Genomic DNA, 19625 nt, shown 5'->3' on the forward strand with positions numbered 1-19625 from the left:
GGTACAACTCCAGGTAGGCACGGTGTGCCAGCCCGCCTAGCGCGCGGCGCGCTCCTCACGAGTCGGCAGCGCCGCGATCAGGTCGCGCACCACCATATCCTGCGAGCCATACGCGGTGTAGCCTGCCGCCGGTATGTGCCCGCCGCCACCGAAGCGCTGTGCGAGCTTCGACACGTCAATCACACTCGAACGCAGCGAAACAGCCCAGCGCTTCGGCCCGTTTTGCTTCAGCACCATGCCAACGTCGCAGCCCTCGAGCGCACGGGCGTAATCGATGATCGCCTCTACGGTAGTTTGGCTCATCCGCGCCAGCGACTCGGCGGGAATGGTAAACACGCTGAGTTTGAGCCCAGCCTCGCGGAAGTTCTGCAGATCGGCGAGTACCCCACCCATGATCTGCAGATCCCGCGCGCTGGCCTTATCAATCAGGTCCATGGAAATCTGGCGGGTATCCAGGCCGTAGCCCATCAACTCCCCTGCCAGACGGTGCATGCGCGGGGTGCCCCACCGGAAATTGCCCGTGTCGGTGACCAAGCCCGCATACAGGCAATAGGCCATGTCGTAGTCCAGCGTCACGTCCAGGTAGGAAAAGAGTTCCCGAATGATCGTGGTGGTGGACTCGGCATCGAGGATGAGGTTGTGCGCGCCGAAGGCCGGGTTGGTCTCGTGGTGATCGATGACCACCACGCGCGAAGGATCGGCCGCGATCTGTTCCCGCAGCAGCCCGGTGCGGTCCGCGGACGCACAGTCCACCGTGACCACGAGGCCGTCGTCCGGCAGCTCGGCGCCGTAGGTGATCTCGTCCACCCCGGGCACCGTGAGCAGGTTTTCGGGGTGCGGGTAGGTCTGCCCGATAAACACGTGCGCGTCGATACCCAGCGAACGAAGCCCCGCGGTCAGCCCACACGCCGAACCGACTGCGTCCGCGTCCGGCTTAATGTGCGCCACCACCGAAATCTTCTTCGCCGCGCGCAGCACCTTGGCGATCTGCGCGAACTGTGCTTCCGTGCCCGGGAACAGTGCCTCCATTTATGCCTCTGCTCCTGCGGAGCCCGCACGACCTGTGCCATCCGTCTTATACGGGTTGTCCTCTCCGGCCGGCGTCGCGCCCTCGCGCAGGCGCGCGGTCTCCTCGTCGCGGGCGCGGGCGCGGTTGAGCAGCTCCTCCATCCGCGCGGAGGCCTCCGGCACAGTATCCAGCTCAAATGTCAACGTCGGCGTAAAGCGAACGGAAAGCTGGTCGCCGACGATCTTGCGCAGCTGGCCGCGGGCACGATGCAGTGCCTCGGCCGCCTGCTCGTAGTTCGGCTCCTCGTCGATCTCGCGACCGCGCACCGTGTAGTACACAGTCGCGTCGTGCAGGTCGCCGGTCACGCGAACATCGGTGACGGTGACCAGCTCCAACCTCCGGTCCTTGACCTCTCGCTCGATCGCGGAAGCAACAATCGCGTGAATCTGCTTTGCCAGACGTTGCGCGCGCGGGTTGTCAGCCATGTCATCATCTCCTTTATTCACGTCAGCGTCTCTTCAAGTTTAGACGCCTGCACTGCTTATCGACGCCACAGCGCCCCCTCCCCGGCACAGAACCGGAAAGGGGGCACCGATGAGGCGTGTATTCCGGCCTAGTCGCGCGGAACCTCGACCATCTCGTAGACCTGAATCTGGTCGTCGACCTGGATATCCGGGTACGACAGCACCATACCGCACTCGTAGCCCTTGGCCACCTCGGTGACGTCGTCCTTCTCGCGGCGCAGCGACTCGATCGTCGCGTCCGGAGTAATGACGTTGCCGTCGCGGACCAGGCGCAGCTTCGCGCCGCGCTTGACCTTGCCCTCGGTCACCATGCAGCCGGCGATGAGGCCAACGGAGGAAGCCTTGAAGATCTGGCGGATCTCCGCAGCACCCATCTCGCGCTCCTCGTAGATCGGCTTGAGCATGCCCTTGAGCGCTGCCTCCACCTGGTCGATGACCTCGTAGATCACCGAGTAGTAGCGGATATCCACGCCCTCGTTGTTGGCTTCCTCGGTTGCCTTGCCCTCAGCGCGGACGTTGAAGGCCACGATGACCGCATCGGATGCGGCAGCGAGCACCACGTTGGTCTGGGTGACCGCACCGACGCCGCGGTCGATGATGTTCACCTCGACCTCGTCGTCCACCTCGATCTTGAGCAGGGCCTCCTCCAGGGCCTCCACCGAACCGGCGTTGTCGCCCTTGAGGATGAGGTTGAGCTGGTTGGTCTCCTTGAGCGCCTGATCCAGGTTCTCCAGGGAGACGCGCTTCTTGGTGCGCGCCTGCATTGCAGCACGCTGACGCGCGTCACGCTGCGCCGCAATCTGACGCGCCACGCGGTCGTCCTCGACCACGAGCAGGTTGTCGCCCGGGCCGGGAACGCCGTTGAGGCCCTGGACCTGGACCGGACGGGAGGGCCCAGCCTCTTCCACGTCGTTGCCCCACTCGTCGACCATGCGGCGCACGCGGCCAAAGTTGCCGCCCACCACGATGGAGTCGCCGACGCGCAGCGTACCGCGCTGCACAATGACGGTGGAGACCGGACCGCGGCCGCGGTCAAGGTGGGACTCGATGGCCACACCTTGGGCGTCCATGTCCGGGTTTGCCGTCAGCTCAAGTGCCGCATCTGCGGTGAGCAGGACGGCCTCCAAAAGCTCGTCGATACCCGTGCCCTGCTTAGCAGAGATGTCGATGAACATGGTGTCGCCGCCGTACTCCTCTGGAATGAGGCCGTACTCGGTGAGCTGGCCGCGGATCTTGTCCGGCTGTGCCTCCGGCTTATCCACCTTGTTCACGGCAACCACGATCGGCAGGTCCGCCGCCTTGGCGTGGTTGATCGCCTCAACGGTCTGCGGCATCACGCCGTCGTCCGCAGCCACGACCAGGATGGCCAAGTCCGTGGACTTCGCACCGCGGGCACGCATGGCGGTAAACGCCTCGTGGCCCGGGGTATCGAGGAAGGTGATTTTGCGCTGCTCGCCGTCGAGCTCGACCTCGGTCTGGTACGCGCCGATGCCCTGGGTAATGCCGCCGGCCTCGCCGCGGCCAACGTTGGCCTTGCGGATCGAGTCCAGAAGGCGGGTCTTACCGTGGTCGACGTGGCCCATGACGGAGACCACTGGCGGGCGCTGCTCGAGCGCCTCTTCGCCGCCTTCGTCCTCGCCAAACTGCAGGTCGAAGGATTCAAGCAGCTCGCGGTCCTCGTCCTCCGGGGAAACGATCTGCACCTCGTAGTTGATCTCAGCACCCAACAGCTGCAGCGTCTCCTCGGAGACCGACTGGGTAGCCGTGACCATCTCGCCCAGGTTGAACAGGGCCTGGACCAGGGAGGATGCATCGGTGTTGATCTTCTCCGCCAAGTCCGACAGGGTCGCACCCTGGCGCAGGCGGACCGTCTTGCCGTCGCCGTCAGGCAAACGCACGCCACCGATCACGTTCGGCTTGTGCATCTCCTCGTATTCGGCCCTCTTCTGGCCCTTCGACTTACGACGACGCCCCGGTGCGCCACCCGGGCGACCGAATGCACCTGCGGTACCGCCGCGACGACCGCCGCGTCCACGGAAGCCGCCACCGCGCGGCGGGCCACCCGGTCCGCCACCGCGACCGCGACCACCGCCGCCTCCGCGACCATTGCGGGAGCCAGCAGCCTTCGCTGGCATCTGCTTCGGCGAGGGCGCTGCCGCCATATCGGCGGGCGACGGGCGACGACCGCCACCGGAGCGGTTACCACCCGGACGCGGCGCACCCTGCCCCTGGGACCCCTGGCCGCGGCCACGGCCGCCGCCCTGGCCCTGACCACCGCGGCCGCCGCCGGGACGCGGCGCCGGGCGCGGTGCGGAAGTGTTCGAGGAAAATGGGTTGTTCGCTACCTTCGGGCGACCACCCGGCTTTGCCTTCGGACGCGGCATCGAACCAGGCGTCGGGACGTCCTTCTTCGCGGCCTGACCCGGCTTGGGTGCAGCCGGCTTGGCCGCCTGACCCGGCTTCGGCGCAGCGGGCTTCGCGGCCTGACCCGGCTTCGGCGCAGCGGGCTTCGCGGCCTGACCCGGCTTGGGTGCAGCCGACTTTGCTGCCTGACCCGGCTTGGGCGCGGCAGGCTTCGCGGCCTGACCAGGCTTCGGCGCTGCCGGCTTGGCTGCCTGACCAGGCTTGGACGGCGCAGGCTTCGCCCCGCCGGCAGCCGGCTTCTCGTCCTTTGTTTCCTTCGGCTCGTTTTCCGCGTTCTTCGCTTCGTAGAACGCGGTCATCTTCCGCACGACCGGCGACTCAATGGTCGACGAGGCGGTCTTCACAAACTCGCCCTGCTCTTTGAGCGTGGCGAGCAGTTCCTTACTCGTAACTCCAAGCTTCTTCGCAAGCTCGTGTACTCGTAACTTTCCGGGCACGTGTCTCCTTGTGGTTGATGCTAGGAGCGCGGTGCCCTGCTACGGGTACCGACCCCTAGACGTGGTCAATGACTTTCATCGCTGATGCTGCTTCACGGTTGTGTACTCATCAGTGTTCGGTCTTCCTTACTTGCGTTGGGTCTTTCGCCTGATCGGCGAGGTACGTGTGTACATGACCTAGGTCCACCGGAGTGGACAGACGGAAAGCGCGCGCAAAGGCACGGCGCTGCTCCGCCAGCTCGAGTGCGTCCCGCGTGGGAGTGATCCACGCTCCCCTACCCGGTAACTTCCGGGACGGGTCGGCCACAATGCGGCCGGGAACGTCCGGGTCTTGCACGAGCCGCAGCAGGCGCGTGTCTGGCAGTGTCTCGCGCGTGGCGATACAAGTGCGGGTACGGATGGGACGCTTACGCGCATCGCTCATCCAGCACCTTCCTTTTCGCTTCGCGGACCTCTCGGTCTTGGACTCAGCCAGCCACCCGCTTCTGCGCCGGCACGAGCGTGACACGGCACACGGGAATTAAGCCGCCTACTAGCCTACGCCAAAACCGCGCTAAAAAATACTTCCGGGTCGTACTCAAGCCGAGCGCTGCTCACAGCGGTGTAATTTCCCGCCCTCGGCAGGCCCCGCGCGCCCTAGTCTGCAGCCGCGTCGGAGTGGATATCAATCTTCCACCCCGTCAGGCGAGCTGCGAGACGGGCATTCTGCCCTTCCTTGCCGATGGCCAGCGAGAGCTGGTAGTCCGGCACGGTCACGCGCGCAGCCTGTGCTTCCTCGTCGAGCACCTCGACCTTGATTACCTTCGACGGCGCGAGCGAGTTGCCCACGTAGGTGGCCGGGTTATCCGAGTAGTCAATAATGTCGATTTTCTCGCCGCCAAGTTCCTTCATGACATTGGACACACGAGAGCCGCGCGGACCAATGCACGCGCCCTTCGCGTTCACGCCCTTGACGGTGGCGCGCACCGCCACCTTGGAACGGTGGCCTGCCTCGCGGGCAATGGCGATGATCTCCACGGAGCCGTCTTCCACCTCCGGGACCTCGAGCGCGAAGAGCCCGCGGACCAGTTCCGGGTGCGTGCGCGACAGGTTGACCTGCACGTTGCGCTCCCCCTTGTTCACGCCCACTACGTAGGCCTTCACGCGGTCGCCGTGGGTGAGCCGCTCGCCCGGGATCTGCTCGGCCGGCAGAAGGATCCCGTCCTGGGGGTCGGCCTCGGTGCCGAGCTGGACGATCGTCAGCCCGCGGGCCTCTGCGTTCGCGTCACGCTGCACCACGCCGGAGACGACGCGGCCTTCAAACTCGGAATACTCGGTGTAGACGCGACCGGCCTCGACCTCGCGCAGGCGACGCTTGATCGCGTCGCGCACGGCTGGGGCACCGATGCGGGAGAAGTTGACCGGCGTTGCGTCGTACTCGGAGAGCACCTCGCCCTCCGCGTCGACCTCGCTGACCATGACGTGTACATCGCCGGTATCGGGGTCGATGTCTACGCGCGACTTGGTGTTTTCGCCCGGGTCCACCTCGCGGTAGTCCAGGTATGCAAACAACAGCGCGCTCGCGATCGTGGTCAGCAGGTCGTCGACGTCGATGTCCTGCTTGTCCTCAATCACTTTGAGCGCGTTCAAGTCAATATTCACTTGTCTTCCTCCCAGGTAAGCCTTCGTGCAGGCCTACGCGTCTACTACTTCTTCGAACGGTGCGTCGACCAGCTCCTGCTCGGCCGCCGGCGGCGCTTTGAATTCAATTTCTACCACTGCCTTGGGCATTTCGGAAACCAGCCGGGCGTCTACTGCGGGCGTTTTGGCCCCGCGCTCGATCAGCGCCACCCTGGTTTCCGTCTCGTCGAGCGCCCCGATGCGCCACAGCTCCTTCTTCCCATCGGCGTCGATGAGCGCTACGGCGCGGCCGCGGTTGCGCCGCCAGTGGCGCGGCTCGGTCAGCGGCATGTCCACGCCTGGGGTCGTGACCTCGAGGGTGTAGCCGGCGCCGAAGTTGAGGTCGCCTGCGTCCTCGTGGGCGTCGAAAAGCTCGCTGAGCTCGTTGGACACCTCCTCCAGCTCGTCCAGCGTCGGGGGCGTGTCACCGTCGAGCGCGATGACCACCTGCGATTTCTTGCCGGCGCGCACCGCGCGGATCTGCTCAACGTCCAACTCGTGGTTGCGGGCAATCGGCGCGACCAGCGCGCCCAGCTGCTCAGGTGTAGGAAAAGCCATGCCCACCACCCTATCGTGTACGGTTTTCCGCGTGAAGAAACTCCTCGCCGTCACGATGCTGACCTTGCCCCTTGCCGCCTGCGATGCGCTCGACGTCATCGGCCCGCGCCCAAACGCTGAGCTCGTCGCGCTCGGGCAGCAGGCCTTCGCCGATGGGCAAGTGCTTGACGACGCCACGTTGGCCCACACCCGCCACACCCAAGCAACCCAGCTCTTCAACGAGGCCGAACGCCTCTGTGGCACCACCGAATCCGGTGAGCTCCCTACCACCTGCGAATTTGAGCGCGGCCCCGGCGAGACCACCGGCAACGCGGACCCGGCGGCCGCGGCACACCTGGCCACCGCAGCACTCCTCGACGCCGCGGCAGACGCCCCCGAGGAATCCATCACGCTGCTGGTCGCGCAGGCCATCGACCTGCGTGCCGGACAGGCCGCAGATCAGGCAGATACGCCCGCCGGCGAGGCGCTCGACAACGAGAAGGACCTGGATGCAGCCCGTGCCATGCTGCGCGAGGAATACGCCGCCCAATTCGGCTTCGGCATGGCCACCGCGTATGCCGACGACGCCACCGATGCTCGCCTCGATGAGCTGCGCGAGGCCTCCGACGCTCGCGCGCTCGCCCTGGTCTCCGCGCTAGAGCCCACCGGCGACGTCCCCGAGGCCGCCCCCGGCTACGCCTTCGAAGGCGTGCCCTCCCCGAGTGACGCGGCCTCGGCCGGAGCCTACGCGCAGGCCCAGCAGCAGGCGCTGATCGACCAGTGGCGCGCCACCGCCGCCCACGCCCAGTCCGACGCCTTCCGACGCCTCGCCGTGGAACTCGCGGCGAACGCGCAGCGCGTTTAGTTTGCGAGCTGCGCCGCGACGAGCTCGCGCACCTTCACGACGATCTCGTCTGCCGGCACCTCGAGCGTTTCGCCACCGCGGATGCGCAGCTCCACGTTGCCGTCAGCGAAGGCGCGGCCCAAGATCACGATGAACGGCATGCCAAGCAGCTCGGCATCCTTGAACTTCACGCCTGGGGACACCTTCGGGCGGTCGTCGAAAAGCACTTCGAGCCCTGCGTCCGAGAGCTCGGCGGCGATGCGGTCGCCGGCCTCGAGCGCTGCGGCGTCCTTGTTGGCCACCGCCACGTGCACCTGGTACGGCGCGATCGCGACCGGCCAGACCAGGCCCTTCTCGTCGTGGCGCTGCTCGGCAACGACCGCCATCATGCGGGAGACACCGATGCCGTAGGAACCCATGGTCGGCACGGCGCGCTTGCCGTTTTCGTCGAGGATCTGCACGTCCATCGCCTCGGTGTACTTGCGGCCGAGCTGGAAGATGTGGCCCAGCTCGATGCCGCGCGCCAGCTGCACGGTGCCGTTGCCCTCCGGTGCCGGATCACCCTCGCGGACCTCGGCGGCCTCGATGAACTCGTCGACGGTGAAGTCGCGGCCGGCGACTAATCCAACCACGTGCTTCTGTGGCGCGTCCGCGCCGGTAATCCAGCTCGAGCCCTCGACAACGCGCGGGTCTGCCAACACGCGCACGCCGTTGGCGTTCAGGGCGCGGGGGCCGACGTAACCCTTGACCAAAAAGTCGGTGTTTTTGAAGTCCTCGTCGCTGGCCAGCTCGAAGGTCGCAGGCTCCAGGGAAGCCTCGAGGCGCTTCTCGTCCAGCTCGCGGTTACCCGGGATGAGCACACCGGTCAGGTGCGGGCCAACCTTGTTGCCGTCCTCGTCGACCGCACGCGGATCGTCCACCTTGATCATCATGCACTTGAGCGTGTCGGCGGCCTCGACTGCGCGACCGTCGATCGTCACCCCAGCGTCGTTGGCCCACGTGACCAGCGCCTCGATCGTCTCCGACGCCGGCGTATCGCGCTCCTGCGCCTCCGGCTGGCCATCGATCGGGGTAGGTGCCGGCGGAACCGTCACCACGGCCTCCACGTTCGCCGCGTAATCGCCCGCCGAGGAGACCACAAAGGTGTCCTCGCCGTTTTCGCTGTAGGCCAGGAACTCCTCCGATGCCGAGCCGCCCATCGCACCCGAGGTCGCCTTACAGATCTCGTATCGGATGCCTACGCGCCCGAAGATGCGCTGGTAGGTCTCGCGGTGCTTCGCATAGGACTCGTCGAGCCCCTCGTCCGACATGTCGAAGGAGTAGCTGTCCTTCATCACGAACTCACGGCCACGCAGAATGCCCGCGCGCGGACGCGCCTCGTCGCGGTACTTCGTCTGGATCTGGTACAGCGTGACCGGGAAGTCCTTGTAGCTGGAGTACAAGTCCTTCACCGTCTGGGTGAACATCTCCTCGTGCGTGGGCCCGAGCAGCATGTCCGCGCCCTTGCGGTCCTTGAGGCGGAAAAGGTCGTCGCCGTATTCGTCCCAGCGATTCGTCGCCTCGTAAGGCTCCTTAGGCAGCAGCGCCGGGAAGAGCAGCTCCTGGCCGCCCATCGCGTCCATTTCCTCGCGCACCACGCCCTCAATCTTGCGCATCGTGCGCAGCCCCAGCGGCAACCAGGAGTACACGCCCGGCGCGGCACGGCGGATGTAGCCGGCCCGCACCAAAAGCTTGTGGCTGGGGACTTCGGCGTCGGCGGGGTCTTCGCGCAGGGTGCGCAGGAACAGCTGAGAAAGGCGTGTAATCATGGCGCTTATCCTAGCGCTAAGGTTGGTGGCCATGCTTATTGTCCTCCCACCTTCTGAGACCAAAGCGCCCGGCGGCCAGGACGCGCCGATGCGCGTGTCCTTCCCCTCGCTCGACCCGATCCGCACCGCACTCATGCAGGACCTGGCATCGCTTCCGGTCGAGGAGATGATGGCCCAGCTGAAGATCCCCGCGTCCAAGCGCGCCGAAGCCGAGGAAAACTTGCACCTCGCCGAGGCCCCGGTCATGCCCGCCATCTTCCGCTACACCGGCGTGCTTTTCGACGCCCTGTCCGCCCCCACCCTCCCCGCACACTCCCTCGAGCGCCTCGCGATCGGCTCCGCCCTCTTCGGCGTGGTGCGCGCCGACGATATGATCCCGCGCTACCGACTCTCGGGCGGAGCACGCCTGGGCGGCACCACGCTGAAATCGCGCTGGGGCACCGCGATCACCGACGCCCTCGCCGACTTCCCCTTCGTCATCGACCTGCGCTCCGGCACGTATCAGAAGCTCGGCCCCGTCCCGGGCGCTGCCACTGTGCGTGTCGAATCCGTCCAGCCCGACGGCTCGCGCAAGGTGGTCAGCCACTTCAACAAGCAGTACAAGGGTGAGCTCGCCAGGGCCCTTTCGCTTCACGACGCCACCATCACCTCCCCCGACGACATCGCCGACATCGCCACCGAAGCCGGCATGACCGCCGAGGTCCACGGTACCCAGGTCACGCTGGTCGTGTGAGGGATATTTCCGCGAAGTCGAGCATGCGGGTGACGGTGGTGAGGAACCCGTGGGCGTCGTCAAGCAGCTGCTCCGGCGACACCCGCACCACGACATAGCCGGCGTTCTGGAGGCGCTTCTCGCGCTCGCGCTCCTCGCGGATCGCCGTGTCGGTCGGGGCGAAGGTGGTGCCGTCGTATTTTTGCGCGCCGTCAATCTCGACGATGAGGCGGCCGCGCAGCAGGTCAGCCACGTACAGGTGAGGCGGGATGGTGATGCGCGCGTTGACCTGCCACCCGCCGATGCCCGCCTGCAACAGGAGCGCGCGGGCGTATGACTCGTAGGGCGAGAGCGAATTGTCCACCGCGTGCGCGATGACGTGGCGCAGGGTCGCGATATTGCGGACGCGGCCCAGACGGGCGGCCGCTTCTTCAATCCGGTGACGCGGCATACCCTCGCGAAGCAGCCAATCCATCGCGACGAGCCCCTCCGCGAAACCATGACGCAGCGCGATATCAAACACGGTGGTCAGCGCATCGGTTGTGCGTAGTCGGTCGAAGTGCTGCGTGGTTGCTTCGCCCGGCGACCTGTCCCGGTAGACCACACCCGTCGGCCACTGCTTCCGCGAAGGCGCCTTCCCTCGCTGTGCCACCAGCTCCACCGGCTCGCGCGTCGTCGCGATCACCCAGATCCCCAGAATCCGCGCCGCAGACCGGCCCGACAACACCGCCCGCGGCACCGTACAACCGACCGCATAAGCCGCCAGCCACCGTTTCTCGTGGTACCGCAACTGTTCCCATTCCGTCACCTTGATGAAAAACCGCGTCGAGACCTTGCGGTACGCCGCCGGCCTTTTGCGATGTGCGAGCCTGTCTTCTTGCTTTCTACTGTCCATGAGTTTGTTTGCCAGCTCCTGCTTCCTCGTCGAGTTCATACTGTTCTTTCTATTACATATTGTTTGTTTCGTCTAGTGGTCGTGGGCGATGATTTTTGGATACGGCGTTCGCCGGGGCCCTGCCACACCCAAATGGAGCTAGCTCCATCTAGAGACCCCGCCAACCCGCGACCAGGTGTTTTACAACCGCGCACAGCCCAAACGGAGCTAGCTCCATTTAGCAACCACGCCAACGCACGACCAGGCATTTTCCACCCACACCACACCCAAATGGAGCTAGCTCCATTTAGGAGTTTCGGCGACCCGCGACCAGGGGTTTTCCACCCGCCCGTGGTCTAAACGGAGCTAGCTCCGTTTAGGAACCGAGTTCAGAAACCACCCCAACCCGCCCCTGCTACCCTCAGACCATGCAGTCCCGCCAGTACTACGCCGCCACGATCTTCGTCTACCTCGCCACGTTGGCGTACGTGCTGCTGCGGTGGGACTCCATCCCGGATCCAATCCCGGTGCACTTCGACGCCGCGGGCAACCCCGACCGGTACGAGCCGAAGTCGTTCCTCGCCGCGACCGCCTTGATCTGGATCGGCGCGGTCCTCTCCGCCGCGGTCGCCTGCTGCGTGCCGCCGCGTTCCCTGGTCCGCCGCACCGCGGACGTACCACCCACCTCCCCGATCCCGTTTTCCGAGGCCAACGCAAAACGTGCCGAGCTACTCACCGATAAGACAGCCACGTTCGTCGCCCAAACCATCCTCGGTATGGCGGTGTGTACGTGCCTGAGCACACTCTCGTCGACCAACCTCGCCCCGTCTGGATGGCTGATGCCTACGGTCTGGATCGTATTCACTATCGGCGCCGTGGTGCTCGTCGTCGCGTTGACCCTCAACACCAGCAAGCAGGTCCAGGCACTCCCGACAGACGAGGACGAACAAACCCGCAACGAGCACTTCCGCTACGCCGCCGGCATGGGCGTCTACAGCGAGTCGCAGGACCCGGCACCGATCGCAGTATTCCTATCCAACCCCAGCAAGCTGCAGATCAACACGGCGCACGAGCACGCTCGCCGCTACCTGTGGCGGATGGGCATCGCGCTTGCGGCGTCCCTTGCAGCCTGCGTCGTCTTCGCCGCCGTCATGTAAGCGAGACCGATATGCGCCCCCTCCGCCTTCTCGCCACCATCCTCGCCGCCGCGACCCTTGCCGCCTGCCAGAGCCAGCCGACAGTGACCAAGATCGTCGACGGCGACACCCTCGACGTCGACCGCGACGGGGAGACCGTCCGCGTCCGGCTTCTCAACATCGACACGCCTGAGCAGGGCGAGTGCCTCTACCAGGAGGCCACGGATCGGCTCACCGAGCTCGCCCCACCCGGCACGCGCGTACGCCTCGAACACGACCAGGAGCGCAAGGACCGCTACGGCCGCGAGCTCGCCGCCGTCTTCGCGGGCGACGTATTCGTCAACGAGCAACTCGCCGCAGACGGCCTTGCCCGCGCCGTGACCTACGAGCCGAACCACGCCTACACCACCCGCATGGAGGCCGCCCAGGCCCGCGCCCGCGCTACCCACCTAGGCATCCACGCCGTGCCGACCGAGTGCCTGCTGCCCACTGACACCGCCCGCCGCGCCCTCGAGCTGCACGCGGAGGACCCGGCCCACCGCGCCTTCTACCGCGACGTCATGCGCGACGCCGTCACCGCCACCCACAACTTCACTTACGAAGACCAGGCCCTGGAGTTCATCGACACCCTAGACTAGGGCCATGGAGCAATTGCTTATCGACGCCCACCAGATCCTCGAGCGCGCCAACCACGTAGAAGTCTTCACCGGTGCCGGTATGAGCGCGGATAGCGGTATCGCCACGTACCGGGATGCAGAAACTGGGGTGTGGGAGCGTGTGGATCCGGTGGCGATGGCGTCGATAAGCGCATGGCACGACGACCCGGACACGATGTACGCCTGGTACCTCTGGCGAGCACAACTCGCGCAGCGCGCTGAGCCGAACGACGGACACCGGGCGATCGCGGCGGCGCGGGGGATGACGGTGACGACGCAGAACATCGATAACCTGCACGAACGGGCGGGCAGCGAGGACGTGGCGCACCTGCACGGCTCGCTGTTCGCCTTCCGCTGCACCGACTGCGATACCCCATATGAGGAGCCAATTGCGCTGCCGGAGGAACCTGTTGAGGCGATTCACCCGCCGCAGTGTCCCGTCTGCGGCGGGCTCGTGCGGCCGGGCGTGGTGTGGTTCGGCGAGGCGCTGCCGCAGGACGAGTGGGTCGAGGCGGAACGGCGCATGACAACCGCGGACGCGCTGCTCATCGTCGGGACATCCGGCGTGGTCTACCCGGCCGCGGGGCTGCCGCTGATGGCGCACGCGCGCGAGATCCCGATCGTGGAGGTTACCCCGCAGCCGACGGAGCTGTCGCACCTGGCCAGCGTGGTCGTGCCGGCAACGGCGGCGGAGGCGCTGCCGCGGATCCTGCAGGGGCGGATTAGTAGTGGTACCGAGCTTGCAGAATAATAAGCGTGTCACCTTCGACGACGTAGACCAATCGATGTTCTTCTGTGATGCGCCGTGACCATGCCCCGGAAATACCGTATTTCAGCGGCTCCGGCTTACCAATACCCTCGAATGGATCACGCAACGTGTCCTTGAGCAGTTGGTTCACCCGTTTCAGGATCTTCCGATCCTTCTGCTGCCAGTAGAGATATTCCTCCCACGCTCTCGGCGTCCACGCGAGCTGCATTTACGCATCCAGGTCGATGTCATGCACTACCGCTTGTCCACTACGCGCCTGTTCGTACGATTCCAAAAGGCGACGCGCGTTCTCAGGAGATCGGAAAAGATACGCAGTCTCTGCCCAGGACGAGTAATCTTCCGCAGACATCAGCACTGCGTTACCGCCACGGGAAACAATCTCGACTGCGTCCCGGTCTTGGTTGACCTTCTCGATGAGCGGGAACAAGGTTCGGCGCGCTTCCGAAGCACTGATAGACATTTGCCACCTCCAGATAGTTGTACCGCTTTACGGTACCAGAATCCGCCCTACCGCGCCCGCAGCACCGTAAACGTCGCGTCGCGGGCGACCTGTTCCACCTCGCCGAAGCGCCGCTCCACCTCGCCGCGGTAGCGCAGGTGCGAGTTGTGCACCACATACAGCGCGCCGCCGGGGGCGAGCAGGCGCTTGGCGGCGTCGAGGAGGTGCTGAACCAATGTGGCGTCGATGGTGGTGCCATCGTGGAAGGGCGGGTTGAGCGCAATCGTGTCGAAGCTGGCGTCCGGAAGCTGTGAGCCGGCGTCGTCCCAGGTGGTGGGTAGGCCGATGGCGCGGGCGGATAGGACGGCGTCGGCATCCGAGTCCGTGGCGACCACGCCAGCAATTCCGCGGCTGACCGAGCCGTTGCCGCAGCCGAGATCCAACAGGCGGCCAGGTGCCTCCGGCAGGCAGGAGCGCAGCAACTCGCCGCCGCGGTCCGGCTTCGCGCCGGAGAACACGCCACCGAAGGCCACCAGCCCACCATGGGAAACGGGCTCGTACGCAACATCGCGCGGCCCGGCGGCGACCAGGCAGCGGAACTTACCGCGCCCGCGGGAGCCGTGCACCGTATCGAAGGAGTCGGCGAGCACCGCGTTCATGCCGCGCGAGAGGTGCTTGTTGTTCGCCCCGAGCAAGAGACGAGCGCTGGCAAAACCCGCCCCGGCGATGCTGCGCGCGAGGTAGTCCAGGCGGGCCAGGGACTTCGGCATCTCGCCGAGCCCGACTACCGCCCCAGCACTAGCACCGGCCCCAGCACCGGCGAGATACTCGTCCAGGCGCCTATCCCCCGCGATCTCCGCGCCGAGTGCCGCTGCGTCCTGACTGCGCGCGTAGTCGGGATCGAGAAACAGCACGCGCGGTCCCGTCTGCACGGCCTTTCGCGTCAGGTCCAGGGTCGGGTCGTGGCAGACGAGCAGTGTGTCCGGCACCCCATCGGCAAGAGCGGTGTCCCAGATCAGGCTATCGAGTGTCCGCAAGGCCGGCGACCTCCCCGAAGACGTAGACAGCCGGCGAGGCGATGGCCTCGGCCTCCATGGCGTCGGCCAGCGTCGCCGCCGTCGCGCGCACCACGCGCTGCGAGGCGGTCTCGCCTTCCTGCACCGCCACCGCTGGCGTCTCCGGGTCCAGCCCCGCACCGACGAGGGTGTCTGCGATCGCGCGGACGTTGCGCACGCCCATGATCACGCAGATCGTTCCGCCGACGCGCGCGAGCGCCTCCCAATCCACCAGCGACTTCGGGTGCGACGGCGCCAGGTGCCCGGAGACCACCGTGAAAGCGTGGGTGAGACCACGCTGGGTCACAGGCACGCCCGCCGCGGCCGGCACGGAGATCGCGCTGGTTACCCCGGGCACAACCGTCACCGGCACGCCCGCGGCAGTACACGCCTGCAACTCCTCGAACCCGCGGCCGAAGACGTAGGGGTCGCCGCCTTTCAGCCGCACGACGTGCCTTCCGGCGAGCGCGTGCTCCACCAGCAGTTCATTGGTGCGCGTTTGGGCGACCTGTTTGCCGTAGGGCAGCTTCGCGACGTCGATAAGCACCTTGCCCGAGACATCGAGGAACTCCTCTAACTGGCTGGCGGGGCCGAGGTGGTCGGTGAGGATCACGTCGGCGGCCTCGAGCGCGCGCAGGCCGCGGATGGTAAGCAGGTCCCATTCGCCTGGGCCCCCTCCGACGAGTGTGACTTTGCCGATGCTCATGGCCCCCTAGTCTAGGCTGGCCCCATGGAACAGCCCACGCTTGCCCACACGTTCGCCGACGCGCTACCGGACATGGCGGTGCCCGTCCCCGGAACCGACCTGCCCGATGCGGAGCTAATCGTCCTCAACGAGGCTCACGCGCGCGAGCTCGGCCTCGATCCCGATTGGCTGCGCAGCGACGAGGGCGTCGCGTGGCTCGCAGGCTCCGCGGGCGGGCACGCCACCGCGTACTCAGGCCATCAGTTCGGCCAGTTCGTGCCAGTGCTTGGCGACGGTCGCGCGATGCTCCTCGGCGACATCAACGGGCGCGAGATACAGCTCAAGGGCTCCGGGCTCACCCCGTTTTCCCGCCCCGGCTCCGACGGACTCGGCGCGATCGGCCCCATGCTCCGCGAGTACCTCGTCAGCGAATTCATGCACGCCATCGGCATACCAACCACACGCGCGCTCGCGGTGATACGCACTGGAGAGAAGGTCCTCCGCCAACAAGGCCAGGTGCCTGCGGGCATTGTGGTGCGCACGGCCTCCTCGCACCTGCGCGTCGGCTCCCTGCAATACGCCGCCCAAAAGTCCCGCGACCTCGTCGCCGACGTGGTCGCGCTCGCAGGCTTCGACGGGCCAGCGGCACTCTTGGACACCGTGATCGACCGGCAGATCGACCTAGTCAACCGGTGGATGCGCGTCGGCTTCGTCCACGGCGTGATGAACACCGACAACGCGGCGCTGTCCGGCGAGACCATCGACTACGGGCCGTGTGCCTTTACCCAGCGCTTCGACGGGGCGGCGTTGTTCTCCTCCATCGACGCCCAGGGCCGTTACGCCTTTGGCAATCAGCCGGGCATCGTGGCCTGGAACATGGTGCGGCTTGCCGAGACGCTGCTGCCCGAGCTGGGACAGGAAAAGGCACAAGAACTGCTGTCCACGCTGCAGTCGCGGTGGGATGCGGCGTGGCAGCGCTACGTCGGTGGGCATGCGGAAGGGCTCATCCTGGCCGAGGACATCACCACCTACAACCGGGAACACGGAATAGTTTTTGGCGGAGTCACCGCATTTGAGTATGGCGACGCCCCCGATGGCTCCCCCTACCCTGGCCCCATCTACATTCCGCGCAACCACATGCTGCAAGACGCGATCACCAAAGCCGAGCGCGACGGCGACGTCGCCCCCTACCTTGCGTTGCTCAATGCGGTCACGCACCCCTACGACGAGGACGCGGGCGAGGAATGGATGGCGCAACCGGAAAAGCCGGGGCCGTTTACGACCTTCTGCGGTACGTAATCGACCCCGGCTAGCGGGTAGCTGGTGTGTTTTAGCGCTCCAGCTTCAGCGTCTTCTGGGTCCAGGCCCACTGCTCGTCGTAGGCTTGCTTGTTATCCTTCAGCGACTTGCCGTAGGTGGGGAACATCTCGTGGAGCTGCTCGCGCCACTCGATCATGCGCTCGCCGAAGCAACGCTCAAGCAGCTCGAGCATCGCGGACGGGGTGATCGACGCGCCCGGAGACGCACCGAGGATACCGGCGATGGAGCCGGACTGGTCGTTGACCAGGGCGGTGCCGAACTCGAGGGTGCCGAACGTCGGTGCCGGGGCGGGCTTGATCACCTGCACGCGCTGGCCTGCGACGACGACCTCCCAGTCCTTCGGGTCTGCCTCCGGGTAGTACTCCTTGAGGACTTCCATCTTGCCGTCGAAGTCGCGGAAGACCTCCTCGACCAGGTACTTGACCAGGCCGAAGTTGGTGGCGGCGACACCCAGGTAGGACGGGATGTTGTCCGGGCGGATCGACTTGAACAAGTCGAGGTAGGAGCCCTTCTTCAAGAACTTCGGGGTCCAGCCGCCGTAGGGGCCGAACAGGAGCGACTCCTCGCCGTCGATCACGCGCAGGTCGAGGTGCGGCACCGACATCGGCGGAGCGCCGACCTTGGCCTTACCGTAGACCTTTGCCTTGTGCTGCGCCACGAGTTCCTGGTTAGTGGTGCGCAGCCACATGCCGGAAATGGGGAAACCTGCGTAGCCGCGGACCTCGGGCACGCCCGCCTTGCGCAGCAGGTCGAGCGCGTAGCCGCCGGCACCGACGAAGACGAAGCGTGCGCGGGTGACCTTCTTGTCGCCGGTGTGCACGTTGCGCACGGTGACCTTCCAAAAATTGCCCTCGCGCTTGAGGTTGGTGACCTCGTGGCCGTAACGGATATCGGTACCCGCATTCTTCGCGGCATCGAAGAACTGGTTGCACAGCGCACCGTAGTTAATGTCGGTGCCCGCCTCGGTCCAAGAGATGGCAACCGGCTCAGCATCAAAGTCGCGACCCTTTGCCATCAGCGGCAGCTTCTCAGCGAAGGTCTCCTTGTCCTCGGCGAACTGCATGTTGGGGAACATGTGGTTTGCCGACAGCGCCTCGTAGCGGCGACGCAGGTAGGCAATCTGATCCTTGCCCTGAGCGAAGGAGACGTGCGGGACGGGGTTGATAAACTCGCTGGGGTCCCCGAGCACGCCGTGCTCGATCTGGTGAGACCAGAACTGGCGCGAGATCTGGAACTTCTCGTTAATGGCCATCGCCTTGGAGACGTCGATGCGGCCGTTCTTCTCCGGAGTGTAGTTCAGCTCGCAGAGCGCGGAGTGGCCGGTGCCGGCGTTGTTCAGCGCGTAGGAGGACTCTTGCGCGGGCCCCTCGAGGCGCTCGTAGATGACCTGGCTCCACTCAGGTTCGAGTTGGCGGATCATAGCGCCGAGCGTGGCGGACATGATGCCGGCGCCGATGAGGAGGACGTCCACCTCATCGTCGTAGCGGTTCGGTGCGGTATCAGACATCGTGGTTTCCCTCTTCACTCTTTCAAAGCGTTGTGCTTGCACGTCCCTTTAACAATACGCCTGCGACGCGCATCCGTGGATATAACCTCCCCCCGTTTATTGGTACGATGTTTGCTTCCCGTGTTTGAACACCACCTCTTCCCCGCCCCCATTCACTCAGCAGAAAGTCGCATTACACTTACACCACATGACACAGCACGCATCTTTCGATGTCCCCAACGTTGACTGGTACCCCGATATGCTGGGCGAAGGATATGAATCCGCCTACCTCCAGCAGGGCAAGGACCCCGATACAGGAAAGTCCACTCGCGCCACCCTCGTGCGGGCAACGATCAACGCGGACAAGCTCGATCCAAGTAAGCCTGCCATTTTGTGGGTGCACGGCATGAGCGATTATTTCTTCCAGACCCACGTGGCAGAAGCTTTTACAGCCGCTGGCTACCCCTTTTACGCGATCGATCTGCGCCGCTGCGGGCGCTCCCGCCAAAACGGCGAGCACTGGCACTACACCGAGGACCTCGCCAATTACTTCCCGGAACTTACCGATGCGTTCCGCATCATTACCCACTCTCACGGCCGCATCGTCCCGCTTGCCCACTCCGCCGGCGGGTTGATCACCTCGCTGTGGGTTGACCACCTGCGCCGCACCTCGCCCCAGGACCACGAGCACATCCAGGGCTTGATCCTCAACAGCCCCTGGATTGACCTGCAGTTCAACCCGCTGCTCGTGAAAACAGCGAAGCCGGTGCTCAAGGCGGCCGGTCGCGTACTGCCTCGCATCCCTTTGCCTGACCGGGGCATGGCCGCCTACGGCAAGTCCATCCACGCAGCTCATCACGGCGAGTGGGATTTCAACACCAAGATGAAACCGCTTTCCGGTCACAAGAAGTACACCGGGTGGTTCCGCGCGATCATGACAGGTCAAGAACGCATCCATGCCGACGAGATCGATACCGGCGTGCCGCTGCTCACGCTCGTGTCCTCACACTCGTACCTTGGCGAGGAATACTCCCCCGCCGCCGACACAGCCGACACCGTGCTCGACGTCGAGCAGATCAAGCACTGGGCACCGCACCTTTCCACCAACAGCGAGATCGAAGTGATCGACGGCGCACTACACGACGTCTTCCTGTCCGGTCTCCACGCCCGCGACGCAGCGTTCAAGGCCTGCTTCTCGTGGCTCGACACCCTTACAACAAAGTAAAATTCTGCCAGACCTTTATATATATA

General features: G+C 65.5%; 20 protein-coding genes. 7 read left to right on the forward strand and 13 right to left on the reverse strand.

Features of this window, described 5'->3' with window-relative positions; all coding sequences use genetic code 11:
* Positions 1-36 precede the first annotated feature (36 nt).
* The 6 genes from M3G14_RS00615 to rimP all read right to left on the reverse strand — a co-directional run bounded on the left by M3G14_RS00615 (position 37) and on the right by rimP (position 6611).
* The gene (locus M3G14_RS00615; protein ID WP_259923887.1) at positions 37-1029 is read right to left on the reverse strand and encodes a bifunctional oligoribonuclease/PAP phosphatase NrnA; all 993 of its coding nucleotides are present in this window, start codon (positions 1027-1029) and stop codon (positions 37-39) included.
* The gene (gene rbfA / locus M3G14_RS00620; RefSeq protein WP_259923888.1) at positions 1030-1494 is read right to left on the reverse strand and encodes a 30S ribosome-binding factor RbfA; all 465 of its coding nucleotides are present in this window, start codon (positions 1492-1494) and stop codon (positions 1030-1032) included.
* Positions 1495-1622: 128 nt separating this feature from the next.
* Positions 1623-4394 carry a translation initiation factor IF-2 gene (infB, locus tag M3G14_RS00625; RefSeq protein ID WP_259923889.1) on the reverse strand — a complete coding sequence of 924 codons (2772 nt, stop codon included), beginning with the start codon at positions 4392-4394 and terminating at the stop codon, positions 1623-1625.
* Between the two features lie 109 nt (positions 4395-4503).
* A complete protein-coding gene (locus M3G14_RS00630) occupies positions 4504-4818 on the reverse strand; it encodes a YlxR family protein (protein WP_259923890.1) in 315 nt (104 codons plus the stop codon).
* 212 nt (positions 4819-5030) lie between these two features.
* Positions 5031-6035: a transcription termination factor NusA gene (gene nusA, locus M3G14_RS00635; RefSeq protein ID WP_259923891.1), complete on the reverse strand. Its 1005-nt coding sequence runs from the start codon at positions 6033-6035 to the stop codon at positions 5031-5033.
* Between the two features lie 33 nt (positions 6036-6068).
* Positions 6069-6611, reverse strand: a complete 543-nt coding sequence (gene rimP, locus M3G14_RS00640) for a ribosome maturation factor RimP (RefSeq protein ID WP_259923892.1) — start codon at positions 6609-6611, stop codon at positions 6069-6071.
* 31 nt (positions 6612-6642) lie between these two features.
* Between rimP and M3G14_RS00645 the strand changes: the two genes are divergently transcribed.
* Complete coding sequence (locus M3G14_RS00645; protein WP_259923893.1) at positions 6643-7455, forward strand: hypothetical protein; 813 nt, start codon at positions 6643-6645, stop codon at positions 7453-7455.
* On the opposite strand, the gene M3G14_RS00650 is transcribed toward M3G14_RS00645, so the two are convergent.
* Positions 7452-9242, reverse strand: coding sequence for a proline--tRNA ligase (locus M3G14_RS00650; RefSeq protein ID WP_259923895.1), 1791 nt, complete (start codon positions 9240-9242; stop codon positions 7452-7454). The two genes, M3G14_RS00645 and M3G14_RS00650, sit on opposite strands and share 4 nt — an antisense overlap.
* A 31-nt stretch (positions 9243-9273) precedes the next feature.
* Here M3G14_RS00650 and yaaA point away from each other — a divergent pair, with 31 nt between their 5' ends.
* Positions 9274-9975 carry a peroxide stress protein YaaA gene (gene yaaA, locus M3G14_RS00655; protein ID WP_259923897.1) on the forward strand — a complete coding sequence of 234 codons (702 nt, stop codon included), beginning with the start codon at positions 9274-9276 and terminating at the stop codon, positions 9973-9975.
* Here yaaA and M3G14_RS00660 read toward each other — a convergent pair.
* The gene (locus M3G14_RS00660) at positions 9959-10888 is read right to left on the reverse strand and encodes a DUF559 domain-containing protein (RefSeq protein WP_259923898.1); all 930 of its coding nucleotides are present in this window, start codon (positions 10886-10888) and stop codon (positions 9959-9961) included. The two genes, yaaA and M3G14_RS00660, sit on opposite strands and share 17 nt — an antisense overlap.
* A 368-nt stretch (positions 10889-11256) precedes the next feature.
* Between M3G14_RS00660 and M3G14_RS00665 the strand changes: the two genes are divergently transcribed.
* The 3 genes from M3G14_RS00665 to M3G14_RS00675 are packed head-to-tail and all read left to right on the forward strand — an operon-like array spanning position 11257 to position 13371.
* On the forward strand, positions 11257-11985 hold the full coding sequence (locus M3G14_RS00665; protein WP_259923899.1) for a DUF1648 domain-containing protein: 729 nt from the start codon (positions 11257-11259) through the stop codon (positions 11983-11985).
* A gap of 11 nt (positions 11986-11996) precedes the next feature.
* The gene (locus tag M3G14_RS00670; RefSeq protein ID WP_259923900.1) at positions 11997-12602 is read left to right on the forward strand and encodes a thermonuclease family protein; all 606 of its coding nucleotides are present in this window, start codon (positions 11997-11999) and stop codon (positions 12600-12602) included.
* Between the two features lie 4 nt (positions 12603-12606).
* On the forward strand, positions 12607-13371 hold the full coding sequence (locus tag M3G14_RS00675) for an NAD-dependent deacylase (protein WP_259923901.1): 765 nt from the start codon (positions 12607-12609) through the stop codon (positions 13369-13371).
* Here M3G14_RS00675 and M3G14_RS00680 read toward each other — a convergent pair.
* Genes M3G14_RS00680 through cobA form a run of 4 tightly spaced genes read right to left on the reverse strand, consistent with a single transcriptional unit; the run spans position 13343 to position 15589 of the window.
* Positions 13343-13597, reverse strand: coding sequence for a Txe/YoeB family addiction module toxin (locus M3G14_RS00680; protein ID WP_259923903.1), 255 nt, complete (start codon positions 13595-13597; stop codon positions 13343-13345). The two genes, M3G14_RS00675 and M3G14_RS00680, sit on opposite strands and share 29 nt — an antisense overlap.
* Positions 13598-13849: a type II toxin-antitoxin system Phd/YefM family antitoxin gene (locus tag M3G14_RS00685; protein WP_259923905.1), complete on the reverse strand. Its 252-nt coding sequence runs from the start codon at positions 13847-13849 to the stop codon at positions 13598-13600.
* Between the two features lie 47 nt (positions 13850-13896).
* Positions 13897-14865: a class I SAM-dependent methyltransferase gene (locus tag M3G14_RS00690; protein WP_259923906.1), complete on the reverse strand. Its 969-nt coding sequence runs from the start codon at positions 14863-14865 to the stop codon at positions 13897-13899.
* Positions 14849-15589 carry a uroporphyrinogen-III C-methyltransferase gene (cobA, locus tag M3G14_RS00695; RefSeq protein ID WP_259923907.1) on the reverse strand — a complete coding sequence of 247 codons (741 nt, stop codon included), beginning with the start codon at positions 15587-15589 and terminating at the stop codon, positions 14849-14851. Before cobA ends, M3G14_RS00690 begins: the two co-directional genes overlap by 17 nt.
* 24 nt (positions 15590-15613) lie before the next feature.
* Here cobA and M3G14_RS00700 point away from each other — a divergent pair, with 24 nt between their 5' ends.
* Positions 15614-16867 carry a protein adenylyltransferase SelO family protein gene (locus M3G14_RS00700; protein WP_259923909.1) on the forward strand — a complete coding sequence of 418 codons (1254 nt, stop codon included), beginning with the start codon at positions 15614-15616 and terminating at the stop codon, positions 16865-16867.
* Positions 16868-16898: 31 nt separating this feature from the next.
* Here the strand turns inward: M3G14_RS00700 and mqo are convergent, their stop codons facing one another.
* Positions 16899-18395: a malate dehydrogenase (quinone) gene (gene mqo / locus M3G14_RS00705; protein WP_259923911.1), complete on the reverse strand. Its 1497-nt coding sequence runs from the start codon at positions 18393-18395 to the stop codon at positions 16899-16901.
* A 187-nt stretch (positions 18396-18582) separates the two neighbouring features.
* On the opposite strand from mqo, the gene M3G14_RS00710 reads away from it, so the two are divergent.
* The gene (locus M3G14_RS00710; RefSeq protein ID WP_259923913.1) at positions 18583-19599 is read left to right on the forward strand and encodes an alpha/beta hydrolase; all 1017 of its coding nucleotides are present in this window, start codon (positions 18583-18585) and stop codon (positions 19597-19599) included.
* Positions 19600-19625 lie beyond the last annotated feature (26 nt).

The organism is Corynebacterium sp. p3-SID1056, assembly GCF_025152525.1.
In the GTDB taxonomy this organism is placed as follows: Bacteria; Actinomycetota; Actinomycetes; order Mycobacteriales; family Mycobacteriaceae; genus Corynebacterium.